Annotated in this window: 15 protein-coding genes; 9 read left to right on the top strand and 6 right to left on the bottom strand. The window is 64.3% G+C overall.

The window, feature by feature from the left end:
- Nucleotides 1–180 precede the first annotated feature (180 nt).
- Nucleotides 181–1,260, bottom strand: a complete 1,080-nt coding sequence (locus BUS12_RS23295) for an aldose epimerase family protein (protein WP_074299711.1) — start codon at nt 1,258–1,260, stop codon at nt 181–183.
- A 64-nt stretch (nt 1,261–1,324) separates the two neighbouring features.
- The gene (locus BUS12_RS23290) at nt 1,325–2,548 is read right to left on the bottom strand and encodes a XylR family transcriptional regulator (RefSeq protein WP_074299709.1); all 1,224 of its coding nucleotides are present in this window, start codon (nt 2,546–2,548) and stop codon (nt 1,325–1,327) included.
- Between the two features lie 288 nt (nt 2,549–2,836).
- On the opposite strand from BUS12_RS23290, the gene xylA reads away from it, so the two are divergent.
- From xylA to BUS12_RS23260, 6 genes are all read left to right on the top strand, one after another.
- Complete coding sequence (gene xylA / locus BUS12_RS23285) at nt 2,837–4,159, top strand: xylose isomerase (RefSeq protein WP_074301660.1); 1,323 nt, start codon at nt 2,837–2,839, stop codon at nt 4,157–4,159.
- 167 nt (nt 4,160–4,326) lie between these two features.
- On the top strand, nt 4,327–5,805 hold the full coding sequence (xylB, locus tag BUS12_RS23280) for a xylulokinase (RefSeq protein WP_074299707.1): 1,479 nt from the start codon (nt 4,327–4,329) through the stop codon (nt 5,803–5,805).
- 227 nt (nt 5,806–6,032) lie between these two features.
- Nucleotides 6,033–7,061, top strand: coding sequence for a D-xylose ABC transporter substrate-binding protein (xylF, locus tag BUS12_RS23275; protein WP_074299705.1), 1,029 nt, complete (start codon nt 6,033–6,035; stop codon nt 7,059–7,061).
- Between the two features lie 78 nt (nt 7,062–7,139).
- Nucleotides 7,140–8,699 (top strand): D-xylose ABC transporter ATP-binding protein, encoded by a 1,560-nt coding sequence (xylG, locus tag BUS12_RS23270; protein ID WP_074299703.1) that lies wholly within the window; start codon nt 7,140–7,142, stop codon nt 8,697–8,699.
- Nucleotides 8,696–9,895 (top strand): sugar ABC transporter permease, encoded by a 1,200-nt coding sequence (locus BUS12_RS23265; protein WP_074299700.1) that lies wholly within the window; start codon nt 8,696–8,698, stop codon nt 9,893–9,895. The genes xylG and BUS12_RS23265 overlap by 4 nt, the downstream gene beginning before the upstream one ends.
- A gap of 246 nt (nt 9,896–10,141) precedes the next feature.
- Nucleotides 10,142–10,606 carry a GNAT family N-acetyltransferase gene (locus BUS12_RS23260; RefSeq protein WP_074299698.1) on the top strand — a complete coding sequence of 155 codons (465 nt, stop codon included), beginning with the start codon at nt 10,142–10,144 and terminating at the stop codon, nt 10,604–10,606.
- Between the two features lie 76 nt (nt 10,607–10,682).
- Here BUS12_RS23260 and BUS12_RS23255 read toward each other — a convergent pair whose 3' ends face one another.
- On the bottom strand, nt 10,683–11,588 hold the full coding sequence (locus BUS12_RS23255; protein WP_074299696.1) for an AraC family transcriptional regulator: 906 nt from the start codon (nt 11,586–11,588) through the stop codon (nt 10,683–10,685).
- Nucleotides 11,589–11,836: 248 nt separating this feature from the next.
- Between BUS12_RS23255 and BUS12_RS23250 the strand changes: the two genes are divergently transcribed.
- Nucleotides 11,837–12,256 (top strand): gamma-glutamylcyclotransferase family protein, encoded by a 420-nt coding sequence (locus BUS12_RS23250; RefSeq protein WP_074299694.1) that lies wholly within the window; start codon nt 11,837–11,839, stop codon nt 12,254–12,256.
- A gap of 146 nt (nt 12,257–12,402) precedes the next feature.
- On the opposite strand, the gene aceB is transcribed toward BUS12_RS23250, so the two are convergent.
- On the bottom strand, nt 12,403–14,004 hold the full coding sequence (gene aceB / locus BUS12_RS23245; RefSeq protein WP_074299692.1) for a malate synthase A: 1,602 nt from the start codon (nt 14,002–14,004) through the stop codon (nt 12,403–12,405).
- Nucleotides 14,005–14,115: 111 nt separating this feature from the next.
- Nucleotides 14,116–14,883: a haloacid dehalogenase type II gene (locus BUS12_RS23240; protein WP_074299690.1), complete on the bottom strand. Its 768-nt coding sequence runs from the start codon at nt 14,881–14,883 to the stop codon at nt 14,116–14,118.
- 189 nt (nt 14,884–15,072) lie between these two features.
- On the opposite strand from BUS12_RS23240, the gene BUS12_RS23235 reads away from it, so the two are divergent.
- On the top strand, nt 15,073–15,975 hold the full coding sequence (locus tag BUS12_RS23235; RefSeq protein WP_074299688.1) for a LysR family transcriptional regulator: 903 nt from the start codon (nt 15,073–15,075) through the stop codon (nt 15,973–15,975).
- 171 nt (nt 15,976–16,146) lie between these two features.
- On the top strand, nt 16,147–16,581 hold the full coding sequence (locus BUS12_RS23230; RefSeq protein ID WP_074301659.1) for a universal stress protein: 435 nt from the start codon (nt 16,147–16,149) through the stop codon (nt 16,579–16,581).
- Between the two features lie 364 nt (nt 16,582–16,945).
- Here the strand turns inward: BUS12_RS23230 and aceA are convergent, their stop codons facing one another.
- Nucleotides 16,946–18,253 (bottom strand): isocitrate lyase, encoded by a 1,308-nt coding sequence (gene aceA / locus BUS12_RS23225; RefSeq protein ID WP_074299686.1) that lies wholly within the window; start codon nt 18,251–18,253, stop codon nt 16,946–16,948.
- Nucleotides 18,254–18,578: the final 325 nt, after the last annotated feature.

Here is an 18,578-nt window from a genome sequence, read left to right as displayed (position 1 = left end):
GTCTTGTTAATTTTGTTTCTCCTTTGGCTTACGCGGCAGGGTGAGTTAGGCCGTTGATCGGTTGCCGCCTCGTGAGCGGCACCGCAGGACTCTATCACGCCGATTTACGCCTGAAATCAGGTGCCGCTGACGAGATGTCTCCTTTGACAGACTTGACAAACGTTAAGCGTGTGATCGAACTCAGACACCGGTTCTTACCCCGACGCGATACTGCGTGACCTGCCTGTATTCTTCACCGGGTCGAAGCACCACTTGCGTGTGATCGGCCATATTGATCTGGTCGGGAAAGCCGCCTGCCTCGAGGCACAGCCCGGCGTATTTCGCATACGTGAGCCCACCGCGACCCTTCTCGCCTTCCAGATGATTGCCCGTGTAGAACTGCAGGCCCCATTGATCGGTCAGCACGCTCAGCTCGCGGCCGCTGCCGGGTTCGTAGACGCGCGCCACTTCGCGTACCGGCCGCGCGCCCGCCGCCGCATCCGCCGCCTCGGGCAGCACATAGCAATGATCGAATCCTTGCGCGAGTGCGAGCTGCGCATTCGGCCAGTCGAGCCGCGCGCCGAGCGGGGCGCTCTGGCGGAAATCGAACGCGTTGCCCGCGACCTCCGCGCGCCGGCAGGGAATCATGCCCGCGTCGACTTCGAAGAACGACTCCGCGTCGATGGAGACCACGTGTCCGCGCACATCGCTCGCCGCCTGTCCGCTCAGGTTGAAGTACGGATGACTCGTGAGGTTGAGCGGCGTCGGCGCGTCGGTGATGGCCTCATAGGCGATCGTCAAGGTGCCGTCGTCGTCGAGCGTGTAGCGCACCTGCACGGACACGTGGCCGGGAAAGCCCGCGTCGCCTTCGGGCGATTCCAGCCGCATCACGAGTGCGCCGTTGTCCTCCGCGGCGTCCCACTGCAGGCGGTTGAAGCCGATGCTGCCGCCGTGCAGCAGATTGTTGCCCTCGTTGCGATCGAGCGTGTACTCGATGCCGTCGAGCGTGAAGCGCGCGCCGGCAATGCGGTTGGCCCAGCGCCCGATCAGGCCGCCCATGTAGGTGGTCGCGGCGAGGTAGTCGGCCGGCGTGTCGTGGCCGAGCAGGATGTCGCCGAGCCGGCCGGCGCGATCCGGCGCATGCCACGACACCAGCGTGGCGCCCAGATCGCTGATGCCGACCTTCATGCCATGCGCGTTGCGCAACGTGAAAAGCTGGACCGGGTCGCCACCGGGTGCGACGCCCCAGGGCTCGGAAGAAAATTGCGCGTGACTGATCATATCGGCAGGAGAGTAAAGGATTCCCAAAGCGCACCGGGGATACGCCGGATTGTGCCGTGCCCGGTCATGCCTGGCCGGGTGCGGCCGTGGACTTCGTGCGTTCCTGATATTCGCGCGGCGTGCAGCCGAGTTCACGGCGAAACACCGCATACATGTACTGCAAGGACGTGAAGCCGCAACGGATGGCGACCTCCGCACTCGATGCATCGCGTTTCGCGAGCAGCGCTTTGGCCGCATCGAGCTTGTGACGCAGGATCTCCTGATGCACTGTACATTGCAATTCGCGCCGAAAATATTCTTCCAGCGACGAGCGCGACACGCCGACGTAATCGGCCACCTGTTCGGTGCGGATGCCCTGGCAGGCGTACTGGCGGATGAAGTGCCGCGCGCGCATCACATAGGGGCTGGCGAGCGGCTGATGCCGGGTCGATTCGAGCACGTTGATGCCGACCGGCGGCACGCGAATGCGCCGGCCTGGAAAACGCGCGCCGTGCAGCATCTGATGCAGCAGGTGCGCGGCGGTGCGGCCCATTTCCTCGGTGCCCTGAATCACCGATGAGATCGGAATGCGGGTGAGCGTGCGCGTCAACGGATCGTTGTCGATACCGATGATGGAGACCTGCTCGGGCACCGCGATGCCGGCGATCAGGCAGGCTTGCAGCAGGTGCCGCGCGCGGGCATCGGTGACCGCAATGATGCCGACCGGTTTGGGCAGCTTTTCGAGCCAGCCGGTGAGTTGCTCGGTGGCCTGATTCCAGGCCGGTGCGCTGGTCGAGAGACCGCGGTAGATCTCGGTGTCGATGTCCTCGGCGCTGCGGCCCTCGGCGGCGCGCAGGCCGGCGAAGGCCAGCTCGCGTTGCTGGGCCCAGCGGTTCTCCGGCGCCTGCGGCAGGCTGTACAGCGCGAAATGCGGCAGACCGGCGCCAATCAGATGGGTATAGGCGAGCGAGACGAGCTTGGCGTTATCCGTGGCGATATACGGCAGATCGGGCGGGTAGTGCGTCTCGTCCTCGTACGACGAACCCACCGCCACCACCGGCAGCGGACAACCGCGCAAGGCTTCGCTGACCGCGGGGTCGTCGAAGTCCGCGATGATGCCGTCGCCGTCGAAACGCTCGATGCCCGTCAGCCGGCAACGAAAATCCTCTTCGAGAAACAGATCCCACGCGACGCGGGTCGAGAGCAGGTAATTACCGATGCCGGTGATGATCTCGCGGTCATACACCTTGTTCGCGTTGAACAGCAGCGCGATGCGATGCGGCGTCTGCGGACTCTGGGGTCGGGTCATTGCGTTGGATGGCGCGCGGCCTGGTGGGGCGGCGGACCATTGTCTCCATATAGGGCGCGGCCAGCAACGTCGCACCGGTTTTTTAAGCGTCCGGTTATTTTAGGCTGGGATTGCGCCGCGCGCTTGCAAGAACGGCGCAAGCGGTGAGAAACATTAGTTGGGCTGTGCAATTTCGCAATTGCGGGCATAGGCCACGCGCTGGCAGCATGGCGTCACCTTGTCGAACCCGGCGCGGCCATGCTGCACGACGCTGCACGGGTTGCATTGCAACATAAAACGGAGACGCAGATGTCCTACTTCGAACACATCCCAAAGATTGGCTATGAAGGTCCGCAATCGGACAATCCGTTGGCCTTCCACCACTACGACCGTACGAAGCGCGTACTCGGCAAGACGCTCGAAGAGCATCTGCGCATTGCCGTGTGCTACTGGCACACCTTCGTCTGGCCTGGCATCGACATCTTCGGACAGGGCACCTTCCACCGCCCGTGGCAGCAACCGGGTGACGCGATGGAACGGGCGCACCAGAAAGCCGACGCGGCGTTCGAATTTTTCTCGAAGCTAGGCACCCCTTACTATACGTTCCACGACACCGACGTCGCCCCCGAAGGCGACAGCCTGAAGGCCTACAGCGAGAACTTCGCGCGCATCAGCGATTATCTGGCGCGCAAGCAGCAGGACACCGGCGTCAAGCTGTTGTGGGGCACGGCCAACCTGTTCTCGCACCCGCGTTACGCGGGCGGCGCGGCGACCAGTCCGGACCCTGAAGTGTTCGCCTTTGCCGCCACCCAGGTACGCCACGCGCTCGATGCGACGCACCGGCTGGGCGGCGACAACTATGTGCTGTGGGGCGGTCGCGAAGGCTACGACACGCTGCTCAACACCGACCTCGTGCGCGAACGCGAACAGTTCGCGCGCTTTCTCAGCATGGTGGTCGAGCATTCGCACAAGATCGGCTTCAAGGGCACGCTGCTGATCGAGCCGAAGCCGCAGGAGCCGACCAAGCACCAATACGATTACGACGTCGCCGCCGTCCACGGTTTCCTTACCCAATACGGCTTGCAGAACGACATCCGCGTCAACATCGAAGCCAATCACGCGACGCTGGCGGGGCACTCGTTCCATCACGAGATTGCTACGGCGTTTGCGCTCGGCATCTTCGGCAGCGTCGACGCGAATCGCGGCGATCCGCAAAACGGCTGGGATACCGACCAGTTTCCGAATAGCGTCGAGGAACTGACGCTCGCCTTCTATGAAATCCTCAAGCATGGCGGCTTTACGACGGGCGGCATGAACTTCGACTCGAAGGTGCGGCGCCAGAGCGTCGATGCGGAAGATCTGTTCTACGGCCACATCGGCGCGATCGATAACCTCGCGCTGGCGGTGGAGCGCGCCGCCGTGCTGGTCGAAAACGACCGGCTCGAACAGTTCAAGCGTCAGCGTTACGCCGGCTGGGAGACGGAATTCGGCCGCAAGATTCTCTCCGGTGGCTATTCGCTGTCGACGCTCGCCGGCGACGCACTCGACCGCGGCCTGAATCCGCAGCATGTCAGCGGCCAGCAGGAACGGCTGGAAAGCGTGGTGAATCAGGCGATCTACGGTCTGCGCTGAGCCGTAATGGTGGCGGCGAATGCCGCGATGGCGTCGATAGCGGCGCCATCGCGGTCATGACGGCAAGCGTCGAAAAAAAGAGCTGAAAAACATTAGTACGACTCGCCAGTTTCGCAATTGCATCCGGGCGGGCGAAGCGCACACTTGCGCAAAACGAGGATGGAGACATGTTCATCGGTATCGACCTCGGCACGTCGGGCGTGAAGGCCGTGTTACTCGACCGGGATGGTCGCGTGCGCGGCACGGCCACGCACGCGCTCTCGGTCAGCCGGCCGCAGCCGCGCTGGTCCGAGCAGGCGCCGCACGACTGGTGGCTGGCAACCCGGGCGGCGCTTGCCGATCTGCTGGACGAAGCACGCGCGGCAGGCATCGGCGCGACGCAGATCGAAGCGCTGGGCCTGACGGGCCAGATGCATGGTGCGACGCTGCTCGACGCGCAAGGCGAGGTCTTGCGTCCGGCGATTCTCTGGAACGACGGACGCTCGGACATCGAATGCCGCGAACTGGAAACGGCTGTGCCGCAACTGCGCGAGATCGCGGGCAACATGGCCATGCCGGGATTTACGGCGCCCAAGCTGCTGTGGGTGCGCAAGCATGAACCGGAGATCTTTGCGCGCATCGCTCACGTGCTGTTGCCGAAGGACTATCTGCGCTATCTGCTGACCGGCGATTTCGCCACCGATCCCTCGGACGCGGCCGGCACGCTCTGGCTCGACGTCGCGCAGCGCGACTACAGCGCGACCTTGCTGTCGGCCTGCGGGCTGTCGCGCGAGCAGATGCCGGCGGTGTTCGAAGGCAATCGCGTAACGGGCACGCTCAAACCCGAACTGGCCCGCGAGTGGGGCCTGCGCGAGATCCCGGTGGTGGCAGGCGGCGGCGATAACGCGGCGGGTGCCGTGGGTGTGGGCATCGTCAAGCCGAAACAGGCGATGCTGTCGCTCGGCACCTCGGGCGTGTACTTCGCGGTGTCGGACGGCTTCCTCGCGAACCCCGCTTCGGCGGTGCACAGCTTTTGCCATGCCTTGCCGCAGACGTGGCATCTGATGTCGGTGATGCTCAACGCGGCGGGTTGCCTCGATTTCACGGCACAGTTGACCGGCTACGCGGACGTCGCCGCGCTGCTCGCCGATGCACAAGCCGAGGCGCGCGATCGTCGGCCATGGTTCCTGCCGTACCTGTCGGGCGAGCGCACGCCGCACAACAACGTTAATGCGAAGGGCGTGTTTTACGGCCTGACGCCGCAAACCGGCCGTGCCGATCTCGCCAACGCGACGCTCGAAGGCGTGGGCTTCTGCCTGCTCGACGGCATGGATGCGCTGCATGCAGCCGGGCTTGTGCCCGATGAGATTTCCGTGATCGGCGGCGGCTCGCGCAGCGCTTACTGGACACAAATGCTGGCGGATATCGCCGGGCGTCCGTTGACCTTGCGGGCCGGCGGCGAAGTCGGACCGGCGTTGGGCGCGGCGCGCCTCGCGCATCTTGCGCTGGAACCGGATGCGCCGCTCGACGCCATCTGTCCGACGCCGGAGATTCTCGCCGTGCGCGAGCCGGACAGAGTGCGGCACGCCTGGTACAGCAATGAGCGGCGTCCGACCTTCCAGGCGCTGTATCGAGCGCTTGAGCCGGTGTTTGCCGGGCACGCCTAGCGTTAAGACAACGGCGCAACGTGCTCCACCAGCGCATGGAAAGTACGTGGTGATCGTGCTGAAGCAGTGAAGCAACTGCATAGGAATGCAGAGAAATTGGCATCGCACGGCCGTCCTGGCTGTGCCGCAACAGGGGTAGTCCATCGTCGTCGTGAATCCGGCCGCGCGGTTCGCCGCGAACGGCCGCTAATCCGGTATTGCCGGCTATAAGAGAAAAGGAGTGAGACATGAAATTCGCAACGCGTCGTTCCGTTCTGAGTTCGCTCGTGTGTGGAGCGGTGCTCGCCAGCCTGTCGCTCGCCGCGCCGCTGGCGCACGCGAGCAAGGATCATCCGGAAATCGGTTTCTGTATCGACGACCTGCGCGTCGAACGCTGGTCGCGCGATCGCGACTATTTTGTGGCCGCAGCGGAAAAACTCGGCGCCAAGGTGTCCGTGCAATCGGCCGATGCCAGTGAAGAGCGGCAGATCTCGCAGATCGAAAACCTGATTTCGCGCGGCGTCGATGTGATCGTGATCGTGCCGTTCAATTCGAAGACGCTCGGCAATGTCGTGGCCGAAGCGCACAAGGCGGGCATCAAGGTCGTGTCGTATGACCGCCTGATTCTCGATGCCGATATCGACGCCTACATCTCGTTCGACAACGAGAAGGTCGGTGAATTGCAGGCCCAAGGCGTCTACAACGCGCAACCGAAGGGCAACTACTTCCTGCTCGGCGGCGCGCCGACCGACAACAACGCGAAGATGCTGCGCGAAGGCCAGTTGAAGGTGCTGCAGCCGGCCATCGACAAGGGCGACATCAAGGTGGTCGGTCAGCAGTGGGTGCCGGAGTGGAGCGCATCGACGGCGCTGCGCATCATGGAAGATGCGTTGACCGCGAACAACAACAAGATCGATGCGGTGGTGGCGTCGAACGACGGTACGGCGGGCGGCGCGATTCAGGCGCTGGCGGCGCAGCATATGGCGGGCAAGGTACCGATCTCCGGTCAGGATGCCGACCTTGCCGCCGTCAAGCGGGTGATCGACGGCACGCAGACCATGACGGTCTACAAGCCGCTCAAGCTGATTGCGGGCGAAGCGGCGAAGCTCGCCGTGCAACTGGCGAAGGGCGAGAAGCCTTCCTTTAACGCGCAATACGACAACGGCAAGAAGAAGGTCGACACCGTGCTGTTGCAGCCGACGCTGCTGACCAGGAGCAACGTGGATATCGTGGTGAAGGACGGGTTCTACACCCAGGCCCAGCTCGCGAGCCAATAAGCGGAAGTTCCACGCGGTGGCGGGCGGCGTGTTGCGCGCCGCCGCGCCGCCGTGTTTCTTGCAGCGAGGCAAAAGCGAATGACGCAACCTTTACTGGCGATGCACAACATCGTCAAGGCGTTTTCCGGCGTGAAGGCCCTCGACGGCATCGATCTCGCGGTGTCGCCCGGCGAATGCGTGGGTTTGTGCGGCGAGAACGGCGCCGGCAAATCGACGCTGATGAAAGTGCTGTCCGGGGTCTATCCGTATGGCACGTGGGACGGCGACATCCTGTGGGAAGGCGCGCCCCTGAAGGCGGCGAACGTGCGCGACACCGAGCGCGCCGGGATCGTGATCATCCACCAGGAACTGATGCTCGTGCCGGAGCTGTCGGTGGCCGAGAACATCTTTCTCGGCAACGAAATCACGCTGTCCGGCGGCCGCATGAACTACGCCGCGATGTTCCAGCGCGCCGACGAACTGCTGCGCGAACTGGGTATCGAAGGCATCAATGTGGCGCAGCCGGTGATGAATTACGGCGGCGGCCATCAACAGCTGATCGAGATCGCCAAGGCGTTGAACAAGCGCGCGAGGCTGCTGATTCTCGATGAACCGTCGTCGTCGCTCACGAGTTCGGAGACGCAGATTCTGCTCAATATCGTGCGCGATCTGAAGCGGCGCGGCGTGGCGTGCGTGTATATCTCGCACAAGCTCGACGAAGTCGAAGCGGTTTGCGACACGATCACCGTGATTCGCGACGGCCGGCATGTGGCGACCGAGCCGATGCGCGCGCTGACCACCGACCGCATCATCTCGTTGATGGTGGGCCGCGAGATCACCAACCTGTTTCCGCGCGAGCCGCGGCCGCTGGGCGACGTGATCTTCGAGGCGCGCCACGTCACCTGTTTCGACGTCACCAATCCGCGCCGCAAGCGCGTCGACGACGTGTCGTTCAGCTTGCGGCGCGGCGAGATCCTCGGCGTCGCCGGTCTGGTGGGCGCGGGGCGCACGGAGTTGATGCAGGCGATTTTCGGCGCCTATCCGGGGGTGAGCGAAGCGACGGTATGGCTCGAGGGTAAGCCGCTGAAGATCCGCGAGCCGGCCGATGCGATTCGCGCCGGCATCGGCATGGTGCCGGAGGATCGCAAGCGCCACGGCATCGTGCCGCATCTGAGCGTCGGCCATAACATCACGTTGTCGGTGCTGCAGCGCTTTGCCAAAGGCGCGCGCATCGATTCCGCGGCCGAGCTCGATACGATTCACACGGAGATGAAGCGGCTTTCGGTGCGCGCGGCGCATCCGATGCTGTCGATTGCGAGTCTCTCGGGCGGTAATCAGCAGAAGGCCGTGCTGACGCGCATGCTGTTGACCGACCCGAAGGTGCTGATTCTCGATGAACCCACGCGCGGCGTCGATGTCGGCGCCAAATACGAAATCTACAAACTGATCGTTCAGCTCGCGCAGCGCGGCATGTCGATCGTGATGGTGTCGTCCGAAATGCCCGAGGTGCTCGGCATCAGCGATCGCGTGCTGGTGATCGGCGAAGGCGAATTGCGCGGCGACTTCATCAACGACGGCCTCACCCAGGAGGACATCCTGACGGCCGCCATCCGCCCCGCGCAGCGATCCACGAACCCAACCGGAGCGAGCGCAGCATGACTCCCGACGTCACTTCCCAAAACGCCAAGGATGCCGTGCCGCACGGCTCGTTCGGCGGTGCGCAGCGGCTGCAGCAACTGTTCGCGCGCTACAAGATTCTCGCGCTGCTGATTGCGGTCGCGGCTATCTGGATCTTCTTCTCGTTTCTCACCAGCGGGGCGTTCATCACGCCGCGCAATCTGTCGAACCTGCTGCGGCAGATGTCGATCACCGGCATGCTCGCCTGCGGGATGGTGTTCGTCATCATCGCGGGCGAGATCGATCTGTCGGTGGGGTCGCTGCTCGGGCTGCTCGGCGGCGTGGCGGCGATTCTCGACGTCAACCGTCATTGGCCGATCGGCGTCACCGTGCCGGTGGTGATGGTACTCGGCGTGCTGGTGGGCCTCTTCAACGGCTGGTGGTCGACTTACCGGCGGGTGCCGTCGTTCATCGTTGGGCTCGGCGGCATGCTGGCTTATCGGGGCATTCTGCTCGGCGTGACCGGCGGCTCGACTATCGCACCGGTGTCCGATAGTTTCGTGTTCGTCGGCCAGGGCTATTTGCCGCGCTTCGCCGGCGATACGCTCGCCGTGGTGCTGTTCGTGCTGCTGGCGCTGCTCACGGTGCGGCAGCGCCGCAACCGGCAGCGCTATCAACTGGCGGTGGTGCCGGTCTGGCAGGACGTGGCGAAGATTATCGGCGCGGGCGTGATCCTGTTCGGCTTCGTCGCGACGCTCGACCGTTACGGCGGCATTCCGGTGCCGGTGCTGTTGCTGCTCGCGCTGCTTGGCATCTTCACGTGGATCGCTACGCAGACCGTGTTCGGCCGGCGCATCTATGCGGTCGGCTCGAACCTCGAGGCGACGCGTCTGTCGGGTGTGAATACGAACCGCGTGAAGCTGGCGATTTTCGCGCTGATGGGGCTGATGTGCGCGTTCGGCGGCATCGTCAACACGGCGCGGCTGGCAGCGGGTTCGCCCTCGGCAGGATCGATGGGCGAACTCGATGCGATCGCGGCGTGCTTTATCGGCGGCACCTCGATGCGCGGCGGCTCGGGCACGGTGTATGGGGCGTTGATCGGCGCACTGGTGATGGCGAGCCTCGACAACGGCATGTCGATGCTCGACGTGGACGCGTACTGGCAGATGATCGTCAAAGGCAGCATCCTCGTGCTGGCGGTGTGGATCGATGTGGTGTCGGGGTCTAACCGGCGTTGAACAGGCGAATGTTGAGCGGCACGGGCTGGGTGTGTGAGAGCCTTGGAGCCCACGGGCCACCTGTAAGGAGAACGTTATCTTCTGCTGGAACACATCCCGTGGCCCCGTAGGCGGGCCACCACCTCGCGGCGCGCGAGGGTTTTTTGCCCCGTTTCGCGCTTCATCGCCCATCTCGGGACAAACAGCCATTGCCAGCGCGCGCGGCCTGTTTTAACGTTGTGCGGACCACCATTTGCCCGCCGCGTCATGTTCGTCCCTACCGATGTTCCGTCGCCGTTCCAGTTGCGCAAAGCCAGCATGGACGACTTCGCTTTTGCCGAAGCGCTGACCCGCAACAACATGGAGGGTTACTATCGGCGGCATCATCTCGTCTGGCGCAGCGATCTGTTTCTCGGTAGCTGGCGCGAGTCGGAGAACTACATCCTCGAAATCGACGGCACGCCGGCCGGCGTGTTGCGCCTCACCGAAGAGGGCGATTCGCTGCACATTCGCGACGTGCAGATCGCCGACGGTTATCGGCGGCGCGGCGCCGGCACCTATCTGCTCGACATGTCGCATCATTGGGCGCGCGAGCGGGGCCTGCGCGAACTGCAACTGCGGGTGTTCGTCGACAATCCCGCCGCGCGGCTGTATCTGCGCAAGGGCTACAAGCTCGCCGGTCCGCGCCTCGCGCAACTCGGGGCGATCCGGCATTTGTCGCGCCGCGTTTAGCGCGCGGGGGTGAGCCGCGCAGCGACATGACACCACGCAACGCCGCAATGCCGCCGCGCCGCTGCATCGTTCGGGCTCAGCGATCGAACTCCGGCGCATCCGCCAACTGCGCGCCGTCCGGCACGTCCAGCCCGCTCTGAGCCGCGCTTTCCGCATCCCCCTCAGCCATATGACGCTCCGAGCCGCGTTCGATAAACGCCCGCGGACTCCTGCCGAACGCGCGCCGGAACATGGCCGAAAAAGCGCTCTGGCTCTGATAGCCCAACTCCAGCGCCACGTGGGCGAGCGGCCGCCCCTGGCTGAGTAGCGGAATCGCGCGGGCAAGCAGCGCCTGCTGGCGCCATTGCGAAAAACTGACGCCGAGTTCCTGACGAAACAGGCGCGCAATCGTGCGGGTACTGGCGCCGACACTCGCGGCCCACTGCTCGAGCGAATCGGAATTGGCGGGATCGGCAATCACCGCTTCGCACAGCGCGCGCAGGCGCTTTTCGTTGGGCATGGGCACGGATAAAGGCAACGGCTGCGAGCGGGTCAGCTCGTCGAGTGCGAGGGCGCCGAGCACCTGTTCGCGGGTGTCGGAGAGGCCCGGCATATCGAGCGCCGCGATCACCTCGCGCAACAGGTTCGACACTTCGACGACGCGGCATGTATCGAGTCCGGGCGGCACGGCGTTTTCGTCGATATACAGCGTGCGCAGAAAGGCATCCTCGACGATCACCACTTCATGCGTCACATGCGGCGGCACCCAGATGGCCCGCGACGGCGGCACCATCCAGGTAGTGCCGAGCGTGCCGATGCGCAGCACGCCGCGCGACGCGTACGCGACCTGAGCCCACGCGTGGGTGTGACGGGCGATGCGCACGCCGGCGGGCATGGGCCGCGAGCGCACGCGGATTGGATGCGTACGGGTGGGTGCGAAGGCCGGCGGGAGGTCGGAGAACTCGACTCGGGTGAAAGGGGCGGCAGCGGCGGACCGGTTCATGACATGGACACCTGACGGAACCTTGAACGGTGAGGTGGTTCCCATTGTAGGGTGTTGTGCCGGGTCTGGCCGCAGCGGGTTTTTTTGCAGATCGCTTGCCTCGATCGCGGAGGGCATAATGCCTCCGACCGGAATCTGGAATCGTCGCCAAACGAGACCCATGAGCGCCGCCGCGCGCTTCGCCCGGCTCGACCGACACCCACCGGGTCGTGCCAGCCACGCCCACGCAATAGAGAGGACCCCATCCGATGCAGAAGGTTTTCGTGTACGGCACCCTGCGGGCCGGCGAGATCAACGACATCAGCCAGGCCGCCGCGCGCCACGACATCGCCGAGCCGACCCTGCTAGGCACGGCCACCGTGCGCGGGTATCTGTTCGATTTCGGCGCGTATCCGGGCCTGGTGCTCGACGAGGCGGGGCCGCCGGTGTGCGGCGACGTCTACGAAATCGACCCGGATCTGATTGCGGTGCTCGATGAAATCGAGGAAATCTATCCGGGTGTCGAGGGGCTGTTCGTGGCCCGTGAGGTCACGGTGGAAGTCGACGGCGCCGCGCTGGCGTGCCGCTTCTATCCGGTGACGAAACATGCGGTGAAGGGCTTGCCGGAGATCCGCTCGGGCGACTGGGTGGCGCATCGCCGCGCCAAAAAAACGGCCCGGCAAGCCTGAGCCTGCTGGGCCGTCCGGTCGGTCAGCCTTGCGGCCTGCGCCGCTTCATTGCGAAGCGGCGCCGCCAGATCGTGAGGCGAGGACGCATGCCGCGCGTCCGCGCACTCGTGTACCACCAGAGCTCGGGACCCGGCTAGCGCCGTGCCTCAGATTTCCTCATACAGCGGCAGCGTCAGGAAGTCGGTGAACTGCTCCGACGTGGACATCGCTTCGAAGATCTCAGCCGCGCGGTCATACGGCTGGGTATCGCCGCCCACCGCCTGCTTCACCTTGGCGAGTTCCTGCTTCGACAGTTCGCGCACCAGTTCCGCGGTGACCTTGCGGCCGTCGTCGAGCGCGCCCTTCGGCGAGCGGATCCACTGCCACACCTGCGAGCGCGAGATTTCCGCGGTCGCGGCGTCTTCCATCAGGTTGTGGATCGGCACGCAGCCATTGCCCGCCAGCCACGAACCGAGGTAGTGAATCCCCACGTTGATGTTGTTGCGCAGACCCGCTTCGGTGATCGGCGCTTCAGGACGGAAATCCATCAGGTCCTTCGCGCTCACTTCAACGTCGGCGCGTTGCTTGCCGATCTGGTTCGGCTGCTCGCCCAGCACCTTGACGAATTCTTCCATCGCGATCGGCACCAGACCCGGGTGCGCCACCCAGCCGCCGTCGTAGCCGTCGCCCGCATCGCGCGCCTTGTCCGAGCGCACGCCGCCCATGGCGCGGTCGTTGGCGGCCGGGTCGTTCTTGATCGGAATCAGCGCGCTCATGCCGCCGATTGCCGGCGCGTTGCGGCGGTGGCAGGTCTTCAGCAACAGCAGCGCATAGGCGCGCATGAACGGCGAGGTCATGGTGATCTGCGAGCGGTCGGCGAGGCAGAAGTCCTTGTCCGTCTTGAACTTCTTGATCGCCGAGAAGATGTAGTCCCAACGGCCGGCGTTCAGGCCCGAGCTATGTTCGCGCAGCTCGTACAGGATCTCGTCCATTTCGAACGCGGCGAGGATCGTTTCGATCAGCACCGTGGCGCGGATCGTGCCGCGCGGCACGCCGACCGCTTCCTGCGCGGCGACGAAGATGTCGTTCCACAGACGCGCTTCCAGATGGCTCTCCATCTTCGGCAGATAGAAGTAGGGGCCCGAGCCGCGCGCGACCAGTTCCTTCGCGTTGTGGAACAGGAACAGCGCGAAATCGAAAATGCCGCCGGAGACGCGTTGCCCGTCCACTTTCACGTGCTTCTCGTCGAGGTGCCAGCCGCGCGGACGCACGATCAGCGTGGCGATCCTGTCGTTCAGCTGGTACGACTTGCCGTTCTGTTCGAGCGAGATCGTACGGCGCACCGCGTCCTTCAGATTGATATGGCCGGTGATCTGGTTGTCCCAGCTCGGCGCGTTCGAATCTTCGAAGTCCGTCATGTACGAATCCGCGCCGGAGTTCAGCGCGTTGACGATCATCTTGCGCTCGACCGGGCCGGTGATTTCCACGCGGCGGCATTGCAGATCCTGCGGCAGCGGGGCGATTTTCCAGTCGCCGTCGCGGATGCTTTTCGTCTCGACGAGGAAGTCGGGACGCTCGCCGGCGTCGAGACGCTTCGTGCGTTCGGCACGCGCTTTCAGCAGCGCCTGGCGGCGCGGTTCGAACGTGCGATGCAACGCCGCGACGAGTTCGAGCGCCTCGCGGGTCAGGATGGTTTCGTAGCCCGGCTTGAGATCAGCCGTGATTTCCACGCCCTGCGGCAACTGCGACGATGAAAGCGGGTTCGCCATGTTTTCTCCTTGGTCGGTCAGATTGCAAAGATGCAAATGTTCAAATGCGCCTGAAATGCGCGGGGTTGCTTCGGACTGCGTTGCATGCGTCCATGAGGTAGGCTCGTGCCGTCATGCGCCAGGGCTGTGGCGCGGACGGCTTGTGCTCCTCTCGGGCGCTGCGAGGGTTGTTAAAAAATCGAGCAGGTCGTTCATGCTCCCGCCCGTGCCATGTGGCGTGACGCCCAGCTCTTCAGAGGGCGCGCCTTGCCGGTTGAGCCAGAAAGTCGTGTAGCCGAACCAGTTCGCGCCGGCCGCGTCCCAGCCGTTCGACGACACGAAGACGATCTCGCGCGGCTGCGCGCCGAACGCCTGGGTGCCGAGCGTGTAGGCGGCGGGGGCGGGTTTGTAGGCGCGTACCGCGTCGACGGAGAGCACGTGGTCGAACAGGCCGCTCATGCCGGCGCTCTTCACGGCGATGTCGAGCATCTGCGGATTGCCGTTGGACAGGATGGCGAGGCCGAGCGGGGCGTGCTGACCGCGCTGCTCATGCAAGCGGCGCAACGCGGGCACCGCATCCGGGAAAGCCGACAGGCACGCGTATTCGTCCATCAGACGCTTTTCCACCGCGCGATTCAGCGTGAGGCCGAGCTTGTGGGCCGCGAAGCGCAGCGCGTCGAGCGTGATGTTCCAGAACGGCTGATAGCGCGCGCCCGCCGGGTCGGCCAGCGTGCGCAACTGGGTGTATTCGATCTGCTTTTGGCGCCACAACTGCGAGAGCGCATCGCCGTGGCCTGGGAACATCTGCTCCGCCGCAGCGACGACCGAATGCACGTCGAACAACGTGCCGTAGGCGTCGAAAATCACTGCTTTGGGGAAGATTGCCGTTGTGGCCGACATTGCCGTGCGCTCCAATTCGAGGTCAGACAAATTGTATTAGTGATGCTCTGCGCTCAAAAAGAGGCTAAACATCACTTGATCTTTTACTTTCACCCACCTAATCTGACGCGCATTGCCACTCCGATACGCGCGCTTTCGTGCATGGCCAAGGCCTCTAGCCGGCCGTGTACGCAGGGCTCCGACTCCTCCATGGACCGTTTCAAGCAGATCGAAACTTTCGTCGCCGTTGCGGCCAAAGGCAGCCTGTCGGCGGCCGCGCAGGCGGAGGGCGTGGCGCCGGCCATCATCGGCCGCCGCATCGACGCGCTCGAAGAGCGGCTGGGCGTCAAGCTGCTGGTGCGCACCACCCGCAAGATCACCTTGACCTTCGAAGGCTCGGCGTTTCTCGAGGACTGCCAGCGCGTGATTCACGACATGCAGAACGCCGAGGCGAGCGTCTCGGCGGGCGGCGTGAAGGCGAGCGGCCATCTGCGCCTGTCGGCGCCGGCCGGCTTCGGCCGCCGGCATGTCGCGCCGCTGGTGCCGGCCTTCACCGTCGCGCATCCCGACGTCTCGATCACGCTCGACTTGTCCGACCGGCTGGTGGATCTGGTCAACGAAGGTTTCGACTGCGCGGTGCGGTTGGGCGAATTGCCGGATTCGTCGCTGGTGTCGCTGCGGCTGGGCGAAAACCGCCGCGTCTGCGTGGCGTCGCCCGCCTATCTGACGCGCCGCGGCGCGCCGCAAAGCCTCGCCGATCTGGCCCATCACAACTGTCTGGCGCTGGGCGCGAGCGCCAACCAGCAGCGCGGCTGGATGTTCCAGCAGGGCGACAAGGTGGTGTCCATCAAGGTCTCCGGCACCATGGAATGCTCGGACGGCGCGGTGCTGCATGAGTGGTGTCTCGACGGCTACGGCCTCGCGTGGCGTTCCTGGTGGGAAGTGGGCACGGATATCGCCGCCGGCCGGCTCGTCAGCGTGCTCGACGAGTTCGCCGCGCCGCCCATCGGGATTCATGCGGTGTTCCCGCAGCGCCGACATTTGCCGCTGCGCGTGCGGCTCTTTCTGGACTTTCTTAAGCATACCTACGGTCATCCCGGTTATTGGGGGTGAGGGCGGCGCACGGCGCCGCCGCGCGGGTTTCCGATATGCGGACAGACCCGCACGCGGGCGCTGCGTCCGTTCAGGCGCACTACAATCGATTGAGGGACCCGCCTGGCGCCTGCCGTGGCAGCGCTCTTCGCCTTGCCGGGTCCGGCCGCAGCAGACGACGACGGAGGCACCGTGTTCAAGCACATCCTGGTTCCGACCGATGGTTCAGATCTGTCACGCAAAGCGATCGAAGGCGCAATCGATCTCGCCCAGGCCGTAGGCGCGCGCGTCACGGCTTACGCGTGCCTGCCGCAATATCCCTACTCGCCGTTCTCCGAAGTGGTGATCGAGCCGCCGGGCGACTTTCTGGAGCGCAGCGAGCGCGAGGCGCGCGTGCATCTGCAGGAGGTCGAGCGGGCCGGACGCCACGTCGGCGTAATCGTCACGAGCCGCACCAGCGTGCATCCTTCGCCGTACCTCGGCATCATCGAGGCGGCCGAGAAGGGCGCGTGCGATGTGATCTTCATGGCCTCGCACGGACGCCGCGGACTCGGCAGCCTGCTGATCGGCAGCGAGACGCAGCGGGTGCTCACGCATACGAAGATTCCGGTGATCGTGTACCGCTGAGACGGGTGTACGACGGCGCAATAAAACGCGCCGGCGGTGAAGCCGGCGCGGGTCCTGCCTAACGACACTTAACGACACGTAAAGGCGTGTGTGGGCACGTATTGACCCATCCCGGCACGTGCCCTGTGCCGCTTGCTTCTCTCTCAGATTCCAGTCCGCTTGGGTCTGTCCTGGGACCTTGTGAGCCCACTTTGCAGACCTTCTCCGGCTTGACTGTCTCCTCCCTGATCGCGGCCCTCTGGCGGGGCCGCTTCCCGTCTGTCCTTCCATCGATCCGCTTGCGCGTTCTTTCAGGCTGCTGCGAGGTATCTCAACCTGCCTTCGAGGGCGCCGCAACGTCGCTTCGACGCCGCGGCAACGCCTCTCAGGCCACCTTCTTGTCGAAGAACTGCTCGTCTTCCGTCGACCCGTGCAGCGCGGTGGTCGAGGCTTCGCGTTCGACCGTTTGCGTCACGGCGTCGAAGTAGCCGGTGCCGACTTCGCGCTGGTGCTTCACGGCGGTGAAGCCCTTTTCGGCGGCCGCGAATTCGGCCTGCTGCATTTCGACGAACGCGCTCATCTGCGTGCGGGCATAGCCGTGCGCGAGGTTGAACATCGAGTAGTTCAGCGCGTGGAAGCCGGCCAGCGTGATGAACTGGAACTTGTAGCCCATCGCCCCGAGTTCTTTCTGGAACTTGGCGATCGTCGCGTCGTCGAGGTTCTTCTTCCAGTTGAACGACGGCGAGCAGTTGTACGACAGCAGCTTGCCCGGGAACTCCTTGTGGATCGCCTCAGCGAACCGCTTCGCGAATTCGAGGTCCGGCTTGCCGGTTTCGCACCAGATCATGTCGGCGTACGGCGCGTAGGCGAGGCCGCGCGAGATGGCCTGTTCGATACCCGGCCTCGTGCGGTAGAAACCTTCGACGGTGCGCTCGCCGGTCAGGAACGGCTTGTCGTTATCGTCGATGTCCGAGGTGACGAGGTCGGCCGCTTCCGCGTCGGTGCGGGCGAGCAGGACGGTCGGCGTGCCGGAGACATCGGCGGCCAGACGCGCGGCGGTCAGCTTGGCGATGTTTTCGCGGGTCGGCACGAGCACCTTGCCGCCCATGTGGCCGCACTTCTTCACAGAGGCGAGCTGGTCTTCGAAGTGCACGCCCGAGGCGCCGGCTTCGATCATCGCCTTCATCAGTTCGAAGGCGTTCAGCACGCCGCCGAAACCGGCTTCAGCGTCGGCCACGATCGGCGCGAAGTAGTCGATGTAGCCTTCGTCGCCCGGATTCTTGCCTTCCGACCACTGGATCTGGTCGGCGCGCGTCAGTGTGTTGTTGATGCGCTTGACCACCAGCGGCACCGAATTGGCCGGATACAGCGACTGGTCCGGGTACATTTCGCCGGCGACGTTGGCGTCGCCCGCCACCTGCCAGCCCGACAGATAGATCGCCTTCAGGCCGGCCTTGACCTGCTGCATGGCCTGGTTGCCGGTCAGCGCGCCGAGCGAGTTCACGAACGGCTCGTTATTGACGCTGTCCCACAGCTTTTGCGCGCCGCGCTTGGCGAGCGTGTGCTCGACCTGCACGGAACCGCGCAGACGCACCACGTCGTCGGCGGAGTAGGTGCGCTTGATGCCTTTCCAGCGCGGATCGGTTTCCCACTGTTGCTGGAGTTCTTGTGCTTGCTGTTGGCGTGACGTCATGGTGTGCTCCTTGATTGCCTGGATAGTGGATCGGTGAATCCTGTCTTCGCGAAGCGCTGTGCCGTGGGGGCGTTTCGTTTCGTGAAGTCTTATATAAGAGTCTAGGCAAATCGAAGCGCGTGCAATAGACGCGTGTCACGCTTTGTGTGAGATTTTTAGTTGTTATAAATCAGTGGTTTAATGACGTTGTTTCGCATTGAGAAATGCTGTTTCCCCTGCTGCAATAGCCCTTGTTGTGCCACGCAGCACGATTTTTTACGAGGCAAAAAAATTTTCCACATCGTGAAATATCGTAGGCGACCACCGTGCGGACGAAAAAAAACCG

This window comes from Paraburkholderia phenazinium (assembly GCF_900142845.1).
GTDB lineage: Bacteria > Pseudomonadota > Gammaproteobacteria > Burkholderiales > Burkholderiaceae > Paraburkholderia > Paraburkholderia phenazinium_A.
The sequence above is the reverse complement of the archived record's forward strand: the minus strand, read 5'-3'. Positions and strand labels throughout refer to the sequence as shown.

Coding starts and splice junctions, on each gene's coding strand:
- aceB (WP_074299692.1), bottom strand. CDS start 14,004: ATGGCGAACCCGCTTTCATCGTCGCAGTTGCCGCAGGGCGTGGAAATC.
- BUS12_RS23260 (WP_074299698.1), top strand. CDS start 10,142: ATGTTCGTCCCTACCGATGTTCCGTCGCCGTTCCAGTTGCGCAAAGCC.
- BUS12_RS23235 (WP_074299688.1), top strand. CDS start 15,073: ATGGACCGTTTCAAGCAGATCGAAACTTTCGTCGCCGTTGCGGCCAAA.
- aceA (WP_074299686.1), bottom strand. CDS start 18,253: ATGACGTCACGCCAACAGCAAGCACAAGAACTCCAGCAACAGTGGGAA.
- xylB (WP_074299707.1), top strand. CDS start 4,327: ATGTTCATCGGTATCGACCTCGGCACGTCGGGCGTGAAGGCCGTGTTA.
- BUS12_RS23240 (WP_074299690.1), bottom strand. CDS start 14,883: ATGTCGGCCACAACGGCAATCTTCCCCAAAGCAGTGATTTTCGACGCC.
- BUS12_RS23290 (WP_074299709.1), bottom strand. CDS start 2,548: ATGACCCGACCCCAGAGTCCGCAGACGCCGCATCGCATCGCGCTGCTG.
- xylA (WP_074301660.1), top strand. CDS start 2,837: ATGTCCTACTTCGAACACATCCCAAAGATTGGCTATGAAGGTCCGCAA.
- BUS12_RS23265 (WP_074299700.1), top strand. CDS start 8,696: ATGACTCCCGACGTCACTTCCCAAAACGCCAAGGATGCCGTGCCGCAC.
- xylG (WP_074299703.1), top strand. CDS start 7,140: ATGACGCAACCTTTACTGGCGATGCACAACATCGTCAAGGCGTTTTCC.
- BUS12_RS23255 (WP_074299696.1), bottom strand. CDS start 11,588: ATGAACCGGTCCGCCGCTGCCGCCCCTTTCACCCGAGTCGAGTTCTCC.
- BUS12_RS23250 (WP_074299694.1), top strand. CDS start 11,837: ATGCAGAAGGTTTTCGTGTACGGCACCCTGCGGGCCGGCGAGATCAAC.
- BUS12_RS23295 (WP_074299711.1), bottom strand. CDS start 1,260: ATGATCAGTCACGCGCAATTTTCTTCCGAGCCCTGGGGCGTCGCACCC.
- xylF (WP_074299705.1), top strand. CDS start 6,033: ATGAAATTCGCAACGCGTCGTTCCGTTCTGAGTTCGCTCGTGTGTGGA.